This window comes from Streptomyces sp. NBC_00459 (assembly GCF_036013955.1).
In the GTDB taxonomy this organism is placed as follows: domain Bacteria; phylum Actinomycetota; class Actinomycetes; order Streptomycetales; family Streptomycetaceae; genus Streptomyces.
This window is the reverse complement of sequence record NZ_CP107903.1, coordinates 9,653,383-9,667,139: the sequence shown is the minus strand read 5'-3', so window position 1 is coordinate 9,667,139 and position 13,757 is coordinate 9,653,383. Positions and strand designations below refer to the sequence as shown.

The 13,757-nt window shown below is 67.6% G+C and carries 13 protein-coding genes and 1 pseudogene; 6 read left to right on the top strand and 8 right to left on the bottom strand.

Features of this window, described 5'->3' with window-relative positions; all coding sequences use genetic code 11:
- Window positions 1–137: 137 nt before the first annotated feature.
- A complete protein-coding gene (locus OHN74_RS42355; RefSeq protein WP_327699876.1) occupies window positions 138–767 on the top strand; it encodes a TetR/AcrR family transcriptional regulator in 630 nt (209 codons plus the stop codon).
- A gap of 149 nt (window positions 768–916) precedes the next feature.
- Here the strand turns inward: OHN74_RS42355 and OHN74_RS42350 are convergent, their stop codons facing one another.
- The 4 genes from OHN74_RS42350 to OHN74_RS42335 all read right to left on the bottom strand — a co-directional run bounded on the left by OHN74_RS42350 (window position 917) and on the right by OHN74_RS42335 (window position 4,051).
- Entirely contained in the window at window positions 917–2,020 is a 1,104-nt protein-coding gene (locus OHN74_RS42350; protein ID WP_327699875.1) for an alcohol dehydrogenase catalytic domain-containing protein, read from the bottom strand.
- A complete protein-coding gene (locus OHN74_RS42345; protein ID WP_327699874.1) occupies window positions 2,020–3,009 on the bottom strand; it encodes a hypothetical protein in 990 nt (329 codons plus the stop codon). Before OHN74_RS42345 ends, OHN74_RS42350 begins: the two co-directional genes overlap by 1 nt.
- A gap of 92 nt (window positions 3,010–3,101) precedes the next feature.
- On the bottom strand, window positions 3,102–3,845 hold the full coding sequence (locus OHN74_RS42340) for a hypothetical protein (protein WP_327699873.1): 744 nt from the start codon (window positions 3,843–3,845) through the stop codon (window positions 3,102–3,104).
- A gap of 86 nt (window positions 3,846–3,931) precedes the next feature.
- Window positions 3,932–4,051 (bottom strand): fumarylacetoacetate hydrolase family protein, encoded by a 120-nt coding sequence (locus OHN74_RS42335; RefSeq protein ID WP_327699872.1) that lies wholly within the window; start codon window positions 4,049–4,051, stop codon window positions 3,932–3,934.
- Between the two features lie 490 nt (window positions 4,052–4,541).
- Between OHN74_RS42335 and OHN74_RS42330 the strand changes: the two genes are divergently transcribed.
- Window positions 4,542–6,281, top strand: coding sequence for an FAD-dependent monooxygenase (locus OHN74_RS42330; protein ID WP_327699871.1), 1,740 nt, complete (start codon window positions 4,542–4,544; stop codon window positions 6,279–6,281).
- A gap of 10 nt (window positions 6,282–6,291) precedes the next feature.
- Here OHN74_RS42330 and OHN74_RS42325 read toward each other — a convergent pair whose 3' ends face one another.
- The 3 genes and pseudogenes from OHN74_RS42325 to OHN74_RS42315 all read right to left on the bottom strand — a co-directional run bounded on the left by OHN74_RS42325 (window position 6,292) and on the right by OHN74_RS42315 (window position 8,512).
- Window positions 6,292–6,876: a TetR/AcrR family transcriptional regulator gene (locus OHN74_RS42325; protein ID WP_327699870.1), complete on the bottom strand. Its 585-nt coding sequence runs from the start codon at window positions 6,874–6,876 to the stop codon at window positions 6,292–6,294.
- Between the two features lie 157 nt (window positions 6,877–7,033).
- Window positions 7,034–7,237 (bottom strand): annotated as a pseudogene (locus OHN74_RS42320) (ATP-binding cassette domain-containing protein); the annotation flags it as partial.
- 423 nt (window positions 7,238–7,660) lie between these two features.
- Complete coding sequence (locus OHN74_RS42315; protein ID WP_327699869.1) at window positions 7,661–8,512, bottom strand: aldo/keto reductase; 852 nt, start codon at window positions 8,510–8,512, stop codon at window positions 7,661–7,663.
- 72 nt (window positions 8,513–8,584) lie between these two features.
- Between OHN74_RS42315 and OHN74_RS42310 the strand changes: the two genes are divergently transcribed.
- The 3 genes from OHN74_RS42310 to OHN74_RS42300 all read left to right on the top strand — a co-directional run bounded on the left by OHN74_RS42310 (window position 8,585) and on the right by OHN74_RS42300 (window position 10,644).
- A complete protein-coding gene (locus tag OHN74_RS42310) occupies window positions 8,585–9,256 on the top strand; it encodes a DNA-binding response regulator (RefSeq protein ID WP_327699868.1) in 672 nt (223 codons plus the stop codon).
- Between the two features lie 354 nt (window positions 9,257–9,610).
- Window positions 9,611–9,829, top strand: coding sequence for a hypothetical protein (locus tag OHN74_RS42305; RefSeq protein ID WP_327699867.1), 219 nt, complete (start codon window positions 9,611–9,613; stop codon window positions 9,827–9,829).
- A 278-nt stretch (window positions 9,830–10,107) separates the two neighbouring features.
- Window positions 10,108–10,644: a GlcG/HbpS family heme-binding protein gene (locus OHN74_RS42300; protein ID WP_327699866.1), complete on the top strand. Its 537-nt coding sequence runs from the start codon at window positions 10,108–10,110 to the stop codon at window positions 10,642–10,644.
- Window positions 10,645–11,731: 1,087 nt separating this feature from the next.
- Here OHN74_RS42300 and OHN74_RS42295 read toward each other — a convergent pair.
- Window positions 11,732–12,519 (bottom strand): IS5 family transposase gene (locus tag OHN74_RS42295; protein WP_443060593.1). Its coding sequence is split into 2 segments (ribosomal slippage): window positions 11,732–12,183 and window positions 12,183–12,519, totalling 789 coding nucleotides; the frame shifts between segments, so codons are not numbered across the junction.
- Window positions 12,520–12,801: 282 nt separating this feature from the next.
- On the opposite strand from OHN74_RS42295, the gene OHN74_RS42290 reads away from it, so the two are divergent.
- Window positions 12,802–13,713 (top strand): alpha/beta hydrolase, encoded by a 912-nt coding sequence (locus tag OHN74_RS42290; protein WP_327699865.1) that lies wholly within the window; start codon window positions 12,802–12,804, stop codon window positions 13,711–13,713.
- Window positions 13,714–13,757 lie beyond the last annotated feature (44 nt).

Genomic DNA, 13,757 nt, shown 5'->3' with positions numbered 1-13,757 from the left:
CAGCGGTTCCCGGGCGGCTCGACCACGACCTCTCGGTCGCGCAATGGTGTGCCAACACCCACCGCCGCCCTGAACACGGCACAGACCTGGACCGAGGGATGGCCGTCGGCGCATCGCGCGTGAAAGGACGAAACGCCATGAGCCGTGCCAAGACCCGTCCGTCGGCGTACGAACCCACTCGGGGCCGCCCCCGCAGCGAGGCCGTGCAACAGGCCATTCTGGACGGGGTGATGAGGCTCCTGGAGAACGGTGTTGCGCTGGCCGATGTCTCCGTCGACCGCATCGCTCGCTCTGCCGGCGTCAGCAAGGCGGCCATATACCGCCGCTGGAGCGGCAAGGAGGACCTCTTCGTCGACGTCATGCGCGCCGCCGAGCCGGCCGAGCGCACACTCCCCGGTACGTCGATGCGGGACGACCTGGTCGTTCTGCTGGAGTCGCTGCGCCAACGCGGTCTGCTCAGCCGCTCGTCGGCGATCCTGCTCAACGCGCACGCCCAGATGAGAAGCAGCCCGAAGATCTGGGCCGCCTATCACTCCAGTGTGATCATTCCCCGGCGGGACCTCGGACTGCAGGTTCTGCGCCGGGGCCAGCTGACCGGGGAGCTCCGTACGGACGTCGACCTGGAAACGGTCATCGACATGTTCGTCGGCCCCCTGCTCATCCGCTCGTTCACGCACCGCGACCCCGATCTCCCGGACGGGCTGCCCGAACAGATCGTCGACACCGTCCTCCACGGCCTACGGCCCGTCAGCTCCCCGAGGCCTTGACCAGAGCCGGCAGGAGTGCGCTTCAGCGGCAACAGCCGGTGTCGACGCCGAAGCTGCAGGACTCCGAGCCGGCCCCGGACCCGGACTGGAACCCGCAGCGAGGCCTCCAGCGGTGACTCCGCGCAGGCGTGACCCGCTCGCGTGCCGGGTCAGGGGTTGATCACGGTCATCCACATGGGGTCGTCGGCACGTTGCTGTATGGCGTCCATGGCCTTGATCGCTTCGGTGAGCGGGAACCGATGGGTGATGAGCTCGTCAACGGTGAGGGTGCCCGTCCCGAGCAGACGCAGGACATCCGTCGTGTCCTGGCGGGTGCACGCGCGCGTGGTGACGAAGCGCCAGCAATGCATCATCAGGGCGATGGGGGGCAGGGGCAGCGGGGTGGAGTTGCCGCCCATGTGCACGAGTGTCCCGCCGGTCGCCATGCCGGCCATGGTCTGGCCGAGGGCGGGACCCTCCGGGATGAAGTCGATGACGGCATCAGCTCCCTCGGGTGCCAGCCGGCGCAGTCGGCGGGTGAGAGTGCCGTCGGTCGACCAGTTCTCGGGGAGTTCGTCGAGTGCGACGACTCCGGCCGGTATGCCGCCGGCAAGCCCGGCGACGCGGTGGAGACGCTCGGCGTCGCGGCCGACGAGGATCAGACGGGCGACTCCGAAGTGCTCCGCGAGTTTGACCGTCGCGGTTCCCATGGTGCCGGTCGCGGCGGTGACCACGAGAGTGGCCCGTTCCGGAAGGTCGGCGCACTTGAGCGCACGTACGGCGTTGGCGAGATCCTGGACCTTGGCCGCGACGTCGAAGCTGACGGTGTCCGGCAGAAAATCGATCAGCCAGTGCGGGACGCGGACGTACTCCGCTAGTCCACCATCGTGGTACTGCTCGTACATGGGCATCCGGGCATCGCCGAAGGCGGCGTGGCCGAGCATGGCCTGCTGATCGCACATCATGTCCCGGTCGGTACGGCAGTAGTCGCACTCACGGCAGTTCAGCAGGGGGTGCACCCGTACTCGGTCGCCGACCGCGCGGCCCGTGACATCGCGGCCGATGGCGGAGACGACGCCGGCGGCCTCGTGGCCGAGGGTGGTGGGCAGATGCTTGAGCGCCCCCATATGGAGCAGGCGCATGATGCCCGGCGCCAGGCCGGCGGAGGCGACCTTCACGACCACGTCGAGCGGACCTGGCTCGGGGACGGGTATCTCGTCCAGGGCGAGTGCTTCGGCACCCTGGTGCGCGCGCAGGGCAAGCATCGTGGCCATCAGTGGACCTCCACGGTGAGGCTCGGAAGTTGTTCGGGGGTGTAGGCGTTCGCCGTCCGCGCGGTCTCGGCGACCTGGTGCAGTTCCTGGTGCGAGAGGAGACTGACGTAGTCACCGGGCTCGCTCACCACGCTGGCGTGGGAGATGCCGAGCGGGATGCGCACGAAGTCGCCCGGCTCGAGGTCGACGACGCCCCGCTGGGTGATCAGCGTGCGGTGGCCATGGGCCTGGTACTGGATCTCGTCGGCGTCGAGAGTGCGCCGGTAGCGGCGCTGTCCGCCAGGGGTGGTGGTGACCATGCCGAGGCGGATGCGATCGGTCGTGTACAGCCAGCTGACGTCCTGACCGGGATCGGCCCGCAGCACCGCCATCCGCCGGTCCTCGTGGTGCACCTGCTCGAGCAGGAACTGTTCGTCGACCCCGAAGACGGTGACGTCGTGGCCGGCCGCGGCCATGCACTGAGTGATCGCCTCGTTTGCCTCGCCAGGCTGCCAGCCGGGAAAGGGCGGGAACACGGCCCCGGACTCCCGCTGAGCCGACGCCAGCTCGGTCACCGGCGCGGGAATGTAGAAGAGCAGGTGGCTGTCCTCACGGCCGTAGTTGTCGTGGGCAACGCCGCGCGGGATACGGGAGAACTCACCTGGCCCGAACTCGATCACACCGAGCTCGGACATCAGCGTCCGCTCGCCGCCGATCTGGTAGGAGATCTCGTCGACGTCGCAGTTGCGGTGGTAGAAGGGCTGCCGACCGTCGAGTTTCTGCCACTCGACACGGATCTCGTCGTTCTCGTAGACATCGCGCGGCCGGGCGAATGCCTCTGGCTCGTACTGCTGCGGGTAGTGCACCACGGTCAGCGGCGGGTGCTCCGCCCACAGCTTGACGGGCACCTTCGGGGGATGCGGCGGCGAGAGAAGCAGGTGCTCGTCGCGGACGACACTGCGCAACGGATGGTCGGAGCCCAGGACCATGACGTCTTCAACAACACTCACGGGGACCTCCTTGTCCTTGGGTGAATGAGTGGATCGACCCGGGTGAGGGGGAACGTGCGCCGCGGCCTGTTGCCCGAAGCGCACGGCAGTGCTCACCTCTTTCGGCCCCAGTACATTTCGATGCCCTTCCACTCCATCAGCTGAGGGCTGTCGACCTTGTCCCCGAACGCCTCGCGGATCTGCTCTCCGGAGTAGTACGGGATGTCGTCCGCGGGGACGTGCCCGAAGAGTTTGTCGAACCACTGCCGAAGGTGGACGTCGGAGTCGATACGGGAGTAGAACGTCGCTCCCTTCAAGACCGCTTCGGCCAGCACGATGCGCCGGCCGGGCTTCATCACCCGCAGCAGGTCCGCGGCCGTCTCGGCCCAGTCGTCACAGTGCTGTGTCGCCTGCAACACAGCGACACAGTCGTATGCTTCGTCGTCCACCGAGTCCGTGTACGACCAGCGCCAGCAGCCGACCTGGCCGTTCCGGCCGGGAATCTTGCCCAGGACGGCGTTTCGTCCGTCCTTGATGATCTCCACGGTGTCGATGACGCCCTCCGGTCCCACCAGGGCCCGCATGTCCTCGACCCACCCGGCGGGCGCGATGCCCTCACCGATGAGCAGAACCCGGTCTCCGGCACGGAGTTCGAGGAGACCGTAGACGATCTCGGAGATCGGCCGGGCCAGCTCCTGCCAGATGTACGGCAGGCCACCGGCGATGGCCATGGCCATTTCCCACTTCACCCGCTGCTCGACGTCGTGGACCTCCGGGCCGAAACGCTCCTCGTCCCACGGCTGGATGTACCCCCACGGGTCGCCGCCGCCGAAGCTGTTCTTGGTTTCTTTACTCATGTCGTCATGTCCTCCGTAGGCTGCCGGAATCGTGTGGTGAGGGGGCCGTTCCTCCGGCTGGAACGGCCCCCGGCGCGCCCTGTCGATCAGGCGCAGGTGTCGACAAGGGTGCCGATGCCTTCGATCTCGATGCGCACCTCGGTGCCCGACCGCAGGAAGAGTCCCTGCCTGTGGCCGACGCCGGCCGGGGTCCCGGTGCTGATCACGTCGCCGGGTCAAGGGTCGTCTGCCGGGACGGACAGGAGACCAGCGCTGGAATAGTGAGGGCCTCCTTGCCCGTCAAACGGTGGGGTGCAGCGGCCTTCAGGCGCGCCGCGTGATGCGCCGCCTGCCCCCGGTATGGCTGAACTGGTGGGTGGTGCTGAGGAGATGGTCCAGGGCGTGGGCCCCATCGGGCTGCCGCACGTGCGGCAGGATCAGCGCCCGCAGCTCGACGGATTTGGCGTGGGGCCCGCCGTCCTGAGCGCCGGTCACCTCATTGAGGCCTCGAACTCGGCAGCGTCTGCGAACTCGTCGATCCCGGCAGCGGCTCCCGGCATCTTCCTGATCAACAGGAGTCACCATGACGTTCCCTGTCTCTTGAACGCGAGATGAGCGTAGCACCGCATACGATCGACCAAAAGGCTTGTGTTTTTGCAGGTCTTCCATACATCGACATGTACGTGCGACTCTGACCCCGGTTCAAGAGATGAGACCATGAGAGGTCCGACCCTTGCTCAGGAAGGCAGATCTTCTATGTACGACCGGCACGAGAAAACCGGATCTCGGCGCGTCCTGGTCGTGGGAGCGGGGCCCGTGGGCCTCGCCCTCGCGACCGAGTTGGGGTGGCGCGGTGTACCGGTCACCGTGATCGATCAGGGCGACGGCCGCGTGCCCTTTCCCGCAGGCGAGGCCATCTTTTCGCGCACCATGGAACACCTGCGGCGCTGGGGCTGTGCGGAAGAGGCACGCACGGAGTCGGCACCGCCCCCGGACTACCCGCACCGCACGGTGTTCGCGACCTCCGCCACGGGGCATGTCCTCACCGACTTCGACTACGGGGTCACCAACCGGTCTTCGGGCGTGTACGCCCCGCTGACGCCGGAGGGTCCCGTGTTCCTGTCCAAGTTCGCCTTCGTACCGTTGCTCGCACGCACGGCCAGCGCACTGCCAGGGGTCGAGATCCTGTACGGCACCCGCCTGGAGACGATGGAGCAGGACTCCGAGGGTGTCCTGGCCGTGGTGCGCGACCTGGCGAGCGGTGCCACCGAGACACTGACCGGCACGTACCTGGTGGCCTGCGACGGAGGCCGCAGCGGCATACGTCGGGCGCTCGATATCCCGTTCGAGGGCATGTTCGCCCAGGGTCACAACTTCGCTGTGCACTTCCGTGCGCCGCAGCTGCTGGACCTTGTGCGGGAGCGACTGGGCGGCCCCGCGGTACAGATCCACACACTGTCGTCGGCGCGCAGGCCGTACATCACGGTCGTCAACGGCGTGGACGAATGGCGGCTCTCGGTCTACCTGGACGAAGAGCCCGACCCCGCTGACGCGGTCACCTGGATACGCGAGGCCGTCGGTGCGCCGATCGACGTGGAGATCCTCGCGGCGCAGCCCTGGAGCGGCCACTGCGTCGTGGCCCGCACCTACCGTGAGGGCCGGGTGTTCCTAGCGGGCGACGCGGCGCATCTGCTGTGGCCGAAGGGGGGATTCGGCGCCAACACCGGGATCGGTGACGCCGTGGACCTCGGCTGGAAGCTCGCCGCGACCCTCCAGGGATGGGGAGACCCGGCGCTCCTGGACAGCTACGAACAGGAGCGGCGGCCGATCGCCGTCCGCAACGTCACGGAAGCCTCCAGCAACTGGAGGGCCGACGCGCGGCTCGTCCCCGACCCAGTGCTCGACCACACGGACGAGGAAGGCGAACGGGCCCGACGTGAGATGGGCGAAAAGATCCGCGGGTCTCGGGCCAAGGAGTTCCGCTGCACGGGCGTCCAGCTCGGCTACCGGTACAGCGGCTCCCCGGTCTGCGTACCCGACGGCAGTCCGGAACCGCCCGACGAGCCGGACGAGTACGTACCGTCGACGTGGCCCGGCTGCCGCGCACCGCACGCCTGGCTGCCCGACGGCAGCTCGGTGCTCGACCACTTCGGGCACGGGTTCACGCTCGTGGTCTCGGGTTCCCCGGACCCCATGCCTCTGGTGGAGGCCGCGCGCGGGTGTGGTGTGCCGTTGACGGTGCTGCGCCTCGCCGACCCTGCCGCCGCGGAACTGTACGAGCGGCCGCTGGTGCTCGTACGCCCGGACGGTCACGTCGGCTGGCGAGGCCGGCAGGCTCCCGCGGATCCCGTCGCCGTGCTCGACAGACTGCGCGGTGCGACGGTCCCGCCTTCGGACGGGAAAGCGGCCGGAGCGACGCGGACGGTATCAGCGGGAGTCGGGCCTCACCTCGTCTGAGGTACCGCGTTCAGCGCTTCCGCCCCTTGGCCGCTGAATTCCTGGCCACGACGGACTCCAACAGAAACCGGATCATCTCGTGGGCCGGTCTGTTCCAGTCATTGGGCACGTGCGCCCCTTCGAAGACGGCGACCGCGACATCGCGGACGAGCCCGGCATCGATACCAGGGGCGTCGTCGAGGCCGCGCTCGGCCATGAACTCGTCGACCAGTCCGACGATCCAGTTCATGAAGGTGCTGTGGGCCTCGCGAACTGCCTCCGAATGGGGAAGCCGGTCGTGCATGGCCTGGTGCAGCGGCCGGGAGTAGCGCATGTCGGACAGCCCGCGCACCAGGCGGCTCAATGGGTCGGAACCGGCCTGCTCCTCGTTCAGGATGCGGATCTCGCGACTGAGCATGCGGTTGATGACGGCGGCGAAGATGTGGTCCTTGGAGTCGAAGTACCAGTAGACGTTGCCTCGGGCCACACCGGCGGCGGAACTGATGTCCGCCATCGTCGTCTTGTCATAACCCTTCGCCAGAAAGAGCTCGGTGGCCGCGGCTAGCAGATCACCCGTGCGCTCCTCCCGGGGGATCTGCTGGCGGTTGCGCGGCATCCCGACTCCTCCCATGAGTTCACCAGATCTCACGTGAGTGTAGACACCCGGCAGGCCGCGCCCTGCTCAGGAGGAAGGAGTGCCGTAACCACCGGCCCCGGTGAGGAGTTCCGGGAGATTCTTTGCCGAGGAAGACGCGGCGCGTGACAGCGTCGACGTTGACCGGCTCGTCCAGCGCAATCGTCTGCGGATCACCCAGCAGCGCTGCGGCAATGCCCAGCCGTTGGCCCGTGCCGAGCGAGAAGGTACCGGCCCTCTTCTTCGCCACGCTGCCCCGGTCGGCGAGATCGACAACCTCGTCGCCCCGGCGGCCCGGACTGCCATGCGTCAGCGCGAGGATCCTGAGGTGGTTGTACGCCGACGCCCGATCCGCGATCGCCGAAGGAGGACAACCGCACGGCACCGACCTGACGTTGCCGCTGGGTCGTCGAACGCACAATGTGCGCCACGGCCCGCAACGAGGGATGCGCGAGGGCCCTCGGATCCAGCGTCATGGGCGGCATCGGCGCATGGCCGGTCGTGTGCGGCGCTCCTGGCGATCGAGCAGCCGTCCGCGATCTCCCGTGGCGAGCAGGAGAAGCCGTGCCAACAGGCTGTGGGCAGGATGGTTGTCGACGACGGAGGCCGCCCGGTGGTCACCGGCACCGCGCCGGTCGGTGTTCGGGAACCTCGGGTCGACCGACAAGTCGGCAGGCCGCGTGCCTACCGCTTCCTGCTGTCGCGCCCGTCATCACGACGATGCTCGTGACGGTTTCCCTTGAGGCGTTTCGACAGCCCTCGCACGTCAGGAGAGGTCATCGAGGTCTTCTTCGGTGAGGGTGATCCCGGCGACGGCCATGTTGTCCTCCAAGTGCGAGAGGGAGCCCGTGCCGGGGATGGCCAGGGTCACCGGGGAGGAGGCCAGCAGCCAGGCCAGGCCGATCTGCGACACGGCGGCGCCGTGCCGGGCCGCGACCTTGGCCAGTCGCTCGTCGTCGAGTTCCCTGCCGCCGCCCATCGGGTAGAAGGGCACGAACGCGATGTCGGCCTCCTCGCAGACGGCCAGCAGTTCCACGTCGTCGCGCTTGGCGGCGTGGAACTGGTTCTGCACTGCCACGACCGGGGCGATCGCGCGGGCCTCCGCGACATGGGCGGTGTCGACGTTGCTGAGGCCGAGGTGACGGATCAGGCCCTCCTCCCGCAGCGCCGCGAGCGCCTCGAAGCGCTCGGCGAGCGACTCCCCGTGCGGGGGCTCCATCCGACCGATGCGCAGGTAGACCAGATCAAGGCGGTCCACGCCCAGGCCGCCGAGGTTGGCCTCCACCAAGCCGCGCAGGTCGGCCGGGGTGGCGGCCTGGCGGAAGCCGTCGGGGCGGCGGACGGGGCCCACCTTGGTGGCGATGACCAGGTCGGACGCGTAAGGATGGAGGGCCTCGCGGATCAGTGTGTTCGCGCGCACCGCACCACCGGCGCTGACGTAGAAGTCGGCGGTGTCGATGAGGTTGACGCCCAGTTCGACGGCACGGCGCAGTACGGCATGGCCGGTCTCGGGATCGCGGGCAGGTCCACCCATGCCCTCCTTGGACGGGAGGCGCATGGCACCGAAGCCGAGCCGGTTGACGGCCAGGTCGCCGCCGAGGCGGAATTCATTGCTCATGGGCCCAGCCTGCACGGCCCTCAACCTGCTGACGAGGCTGTGGCACCTTGCTGCCACAGGCACAATGAACGCATGCCACAGCACATGGCCCTCAAAGGTGATCTTGAGCTCCGCGCGCGGATCAAGCCCTTGGTGGAGTTGTTCGACGCGGAGTGGGTCAGCGCCGCACGCGACCTCGACACCTGGCCCCATGCCCGCGACTCCGCCCGCCTGCGGATCCGACGTGACGGAGCACGCCAGGCCCGCAAGCTGTACAGCCCCGCCGTGCTCGCCGACGAGCGCGACCGGGAGGTACTGCGCGAGATGACCGCCCACGGCATGCAGGTGCGGATCACAGCCACCCCCCTCCCCCAGGGGACGGTGTTCATCGACCGGCGAACCATGTTCCTCACCGACCCCACGCACTCAGCCTCGGCCGCTCACGGTCCCCGTCACCGTACGTACACGATGAGCGTCGAACCCGCCCTGGTCAGCGGGGCGTACGCGCTGTTCGAAGCCGCGTGGGAGACGGCCACCGATCTGGCGGCCTTCTTCGACGCCGACCGGCCCCGGATCGACGCGCAAACCCGCGAAGTGCTGTACGCACTGGGCTCCGGAATGACCGACGTGACAGCCTCACGCGAACTTGGCATGTCGTTGCGCACCTACCGTCGAAGAGTCGCCGAACTCCTTTTCGCCCTGGGCGCGGACTCACGCTTCCAGGCCGGAATGCGCGCGGGCCAGTTGGGCCTGACCCGCGGGTGAGCAGACCTTCGCCCAAGCCGAAACGAGTCGGGTGTCGAGGTTCGGGGCGTAGCGGTGGTGGGCCCGCCTGACCGGAGCAGGTGCCGCCTTGTGCCCGGCATCCTCCGGTGTCCTGTCCGGCGCCCTATCACCATCACCAGGCCGACTGCGTGCCCGGCACCTCCCGCATCCTTCGGTGGTGGTCGCCGGGGTGGAGCCACCAGCCGACCCGGTTGCCCATCCCGGCCCCGGTGGGCGCGGTCGCCGGAGCGCCATCCGGGCGGAACCGCCCCTTCGTTATGCCCTCCACGGGGCACGAGCGCCGGATGCGGAATCACCGAGGCGAAGCTCACCTCTGATCATCGCCGGCGCCAGGTGCTTCTCCGCGGCCGTTGCATCGACCGCATCGTCGGCCGCTGCACCCTGGCCTGCCTGACCGACGCAGGGACGGCGAAGATCGAGGTCAGCGCCCCGGGTCATGTCACCGCGGTCCGCCGTCTCATCATCGACGGCCCCTCCCCCGTGCAGATGCGTCAGAAGACCGAGATCGCGAGGCGCATCGCGCAGGCGACGAGCAGCGCCGAGACCCTCTGAGCCCGAGGCCGTGACATCCCGGTTCCGGCACGAGACAGCATCACTTCACATGTGAAGTCAATCACTTCAGGCATCAGTTGCATCATGAAGTGACACCGGATATAACTTCACGCATGAAGTGATTCCGGAAGGCGAGGCGCCCACTCCATCGCCCGGCGTCCGGGCCGGGCATCCATGATCACCGGCAGCAACCTGCCCGTCGACGCAGGCAGGGCGCCCAGGAAGCCCACACCGAGATTCGCAAGAATTTTCCGTACAGAGATTGAGGGAGCAGAACCATGGCAGAAGAATCCGGCAACAGCCAGGCCACGAGGCGCGGAGTGCTAGGGATGGCGGGGGCGGTAGCGGGCGGAGTGGCCTTGAGTCAGATGCTCGCCGACAGCGCCTCGGCCGCCACCGGCAGCAGTGGATCGATCGCGACGCGGACGATCAGCCTGGCCCAGGCCCAGCGGCTCATCGAGGCCGCCGTCCGCTACGTGCGGGACCACTCCCTTCCACCCATGTTCGTCCTGGTCGTGGACTCCGCCGGCGAAACCAAGGCATCGCTTCGCATGGACAACAACAGCTCGGCGGCGGTCATGTTGGTACCGGCGAAAGCACACACCGCGCGCACCTTCCGGACCGCCACAGCCGACCTGGCCACCAACATCAAGGACCCGGGCCAGATCGCCTCCTTCGTCGCCAGCGGTTGCAGCCTGCTGCCCGGCGGTCGCCCGATCTTCGAGAACGGCCAGTTCATCGGTGCCCTCGGGGCCGGCGGAGGCACCCCGGCCCAGGACGACGAGGTCGCGCGCGCCGCGCTGGGCGCACTCTGACTCTCGTCCGCCCATAGCCGTGTAGTGGCCGGGAAGACCTGGAAGCGCTCCGTAGTCCGGACCCGCCTCAGCAGCCAGTGATCCTCGACCGAACAGCGGGCCAAGCAGACGCCTCCGGCCTCGGCAGGCGTGCCTGACTGAAAACCACGAGCGTCTTCCGGTTCGGTGCAGACATCGAAATCACGCCGAACCGGAAGACGCTCACCCGTTCAAGATCCCTCGGTCGACCTGGCGCTTCCGTCCTCAACCTCCCCGGACGAAGCACCTGGACGAGTGGTTCCGATACGACTGAGTGGTGGTAATCGATCCGTGCCTTGGTTGATCGAGAGGAAGTGTGCCGATGTCCGCACCGCTCACGCCCGCGGGAACGGTGCGGACAGGGTGCCCCGGCTGGAGGACGATCCCGGCATCGTCAAGTTCGTGCGCACCGTCCCGGTTCAGTACGAGGGCGACTGGGCGCCGGAGTCGCGGCGCTGGAGCAGCGCCACACCCTAAGGGGAGTCCCGCTATTTGTGCGTCCGCGCCCATCGTGTGGTGGTGCGGACACTGGCCGGGCGGCCGACTGGCCAGATCGGGCTCTAGGAATCCAGTTGGGCTCGCCCGCGGACGATGCGTATCCTGTCGGACCATGTGCTACCACGCGTTCAACGGCGCCTTCCGGCACTACGTATGCATCGCGTGCCGGCTCTCCTTCAAAGGCAGCACATGGCCGATCCGGAAGCGCATCTGTCCTGGCTGTCGTGAACAGCTCGTCTTCGCCGGCTACGACTTTGCTGCACCCCGGCGACGCGACACGAAGGCGTGGTCAGTCGTTGCGACTGTGCTCGCGGAGGGGCTGACCTACGATCACCGCCCCGGCTGCGGCTGCTCGCGTCTCCCCTCCTTCCGTCCCCGGACCCGAGCTCAGGTGGGTGTCCGGCGCCGCGCAGCCGAGCGGCTGGGCCTGCCTCTGTCGGTGACTCTCACTCGCCGCGACGCTTTCACCTCGGAGAGCCGCGACGAGCAACCGCCCTCTCCGTCGGCCGCGAAGCGCGATACGACCTGAGCGCCGCGTCGACGCGGTATGCCGCGCTTGCCATGTGAGCGGTCAGGGCGTGGTTCGCCTTGAGAAGATCCCGCTGTGGCTGGCGAGGCCGAGGAAGGCTTCGTGGATGTCGTCGCGTCGTTCCCAGCGGATCCGCAGGCGGCGGAAGCCGTGCAGCCAGGCGATCGTGCCCTCTACCACCCAACGGAAGATACCCAGGCCGGAGCCGTGTTCAACGCCTCGTTCGGCGATGACCGGGCGGATGCCGCGCTGCCACAGCAGGCGGCGGTAATTGTCGTGGTCGTAGCCGCGGTCGGCGAGGAGCGCGTCGGGTCTGTGTCGGGGCCGGCCGACGACACCGGCCACGGCCACAACCTTGTCCAGCAGCGGCAGCAACTGCGTGACATCGTTGCGGTTGCCGCCGGCCAAGGACACCGCGAGCGGGATGCCCTGCCCGTCGGTGAGGACGTGGTGCTTGCTGCCCGGCCGTGCGAGATCGACCGGGCTCGGCCCGCTTTTGGGCCGCGCCGCGCCGCCCTGACATGGGAGGAGTCGATCACCGCCCGCGACCAGTCCAGCTTCCCCGCGGCCCGCAGCTTCGTCAGCAGCACCAGCTGCAGTTCCTCCCACACGCCGGCCTCGTTCCACGCGGCCAGGCGCCACCAGCACGTCATCCCCGACCCGAAGCCCAACTCCTGCGGCAGGTAATCCCATTGGATGCCCGTATGCAGCACGAACAGGATCCCGCACAGCGCCTGCCGGTCCAGGACCCGTGGGCGGCCCTCCACCAACTTCGGCCCCGGTCCCGGCAGCAAGGGCTCGATGAGCGACCACAGTTCATCCGACACGATCCATGGCCGCGACTGTCGTTTCCCCACGACCAGACCAACGACCACCCAAGCCGAAAGTCACATGATCAACAACTTCTGTTAGGACCTCTTAAGCGAAATCGTTCTGAGCCCTTACAGGAACCAAGAGCGGAACGGGGTCGCGGGAACAATTACCTACCCAGCGAGTTGTACCCAGGGGAAAGATTCCTCCCCCCATCACGTGTAGACATGCCCTGAGCTTCGGCAGACCATGATCTGAGGTCCGCCCGAGCGCGGCCCGAGTACACAGAAGGGGCACGCACCATGGTCGAAACTGTTTCGTTCAGGAATAAGGCAGTAGAGATTGCGGGACATCTCCATCTGCCGGAAAACTTCAGCGAAGACAAGAAATATCCGGCACTCGTCGGTATTCATCCGGCCGGAGGCGTAAAGGAACAGACCATCGGCCACTACGCCAAGAGGCTCGCTGAACACGGATTCGTCACTGTCGTCTACGACTCCTCGTACCAGGGAGCGAGCGGTGGCGAACCCCGCCTCTTGGAGGACCCGACGACCCGGGTGGAAGACGCGCGCTGTGCAGCAGACTTCCTCACCACACTTCCGTTCGTCGACTCCGAGCGCATGGGGGTCTTCGGCATTTGCGCCGGCGGCGGCTACGCGATCAACGTGGCTCAGACAGAACGTCGTTTCAAGGCAGTGGCTACGGTCAGCGCAGCTCCGATGGGCGAAGGCTCCAGGGGCTTTCTGGGGCATCTGTCCCCCGTGGCCGAGCAGATCGGAACGCTGGAGATGGTCGCCCAGCAGCGCACGGCGGAAGCAAGGGGAGCAAAACCTCTCTACGCCCCGTTCGTCCCAGAAACGCTGGAGGAGATCAACGAGAGCACGCCGGACCTCCTGCGCGAGGGGTACGACTACTACAGGACGCCGCGAGGTGAGCATCCCAATTCGAAGGGCCGTTTCCTGCTGACCAGCATGGACAAGATGTTCGCCTTCTCGGCGTTCGACCAGATCCCGGAACTTCTTACCCAGCCGATGCTCCTCATTGCAGGGAGCAAGGCGGACACAAAGATATTCAGCGACCAGGCCTACGAGCTGTCCAAGGGGCCGAAGGAGTTGTTCGTCGTCGAAGGCGCAACACATATTGCGATGTACGACGTGCCTGAATACGTGGACCAGGCGATCCCCAAGATGGTGGAGTTCTTCGCCGTCCTCTAGTGGCCCTCAGCGCCTCAGCCGAGTATGGACAGAAACCGAGTCTC

What these genes read in the sequence shown, in the direction of transcription:
- OHN74_RS42315 (WP_327699869.1), bottom strand. Translation starts at nt 8,512, where the DNA reads ATGAGCAATGAATTCCGCCTCGGCGGCGACCTGGCCGTCAACCGGCTC.
- OHN74_RS42310 (WP_327699868.1), top strand. Translation starts at nt 8,585, where the DNA reads ATGCCACAGCACATGGCCCTCAAAGGTGATCTTGAGCTCCGCGCGCGG.
- OHN74_RS42300 (WP_327699866.1), top strand. Translation starts at nt 10,108, where the DNA reads ATGGCAGAAGAATCCGGCAACAGCCAGGCCACGAGGCGCGGAGTGCTA.
- OHN74_RS42330 (WP_327699871.1), top strand. Translation starts at nt 4,542, where the DNA reads ATGAGAGGTCCGACCCTTGCTCAGGAAGGCAGATCTTCTATGTACGAC.
- OHN74_RS42355 (WP_327699876.1), top strand. Translation starts at nt 138, where the DNA reads ATGAGCCGTGCCAAGACCCGTCCGTCGGCGTACGAACCCACTCGGGGC.
- OHN74_RS42325 (WP_327699870.1), bottom strand. Translation starts at nt 6,876, where the DNA reads ATGCCGCGCAACCGCCAGCAGATCCCCCGGGAGGAGCGCACGGGTGAT.
- OHN74_RS42290 (WP_327699865.1), top strand. Translation starts at nt 12,802, where the DNA reads ATGGTCGAAACTGTTTCGTTCAGGAATAAGGCAGTAGAGATTGCGGGA.
- OHN74_RS42340 (WP_327699873.1), bottom strand. Translation starts at nt 3,845, where the DNA reads ATGAGTAAAGAAACCAAGAACAGCTTCGGCGGCGGCGACCCGTGGGGG.
- OHN74_RS42350 (WP_327699875.1), bottom strand. Translation starts at nt 2,020, where the DNA reads ATGGCCACGATGCTTGCCCTGCGCGCGCACCAGGGTGCCGAAGCACTC.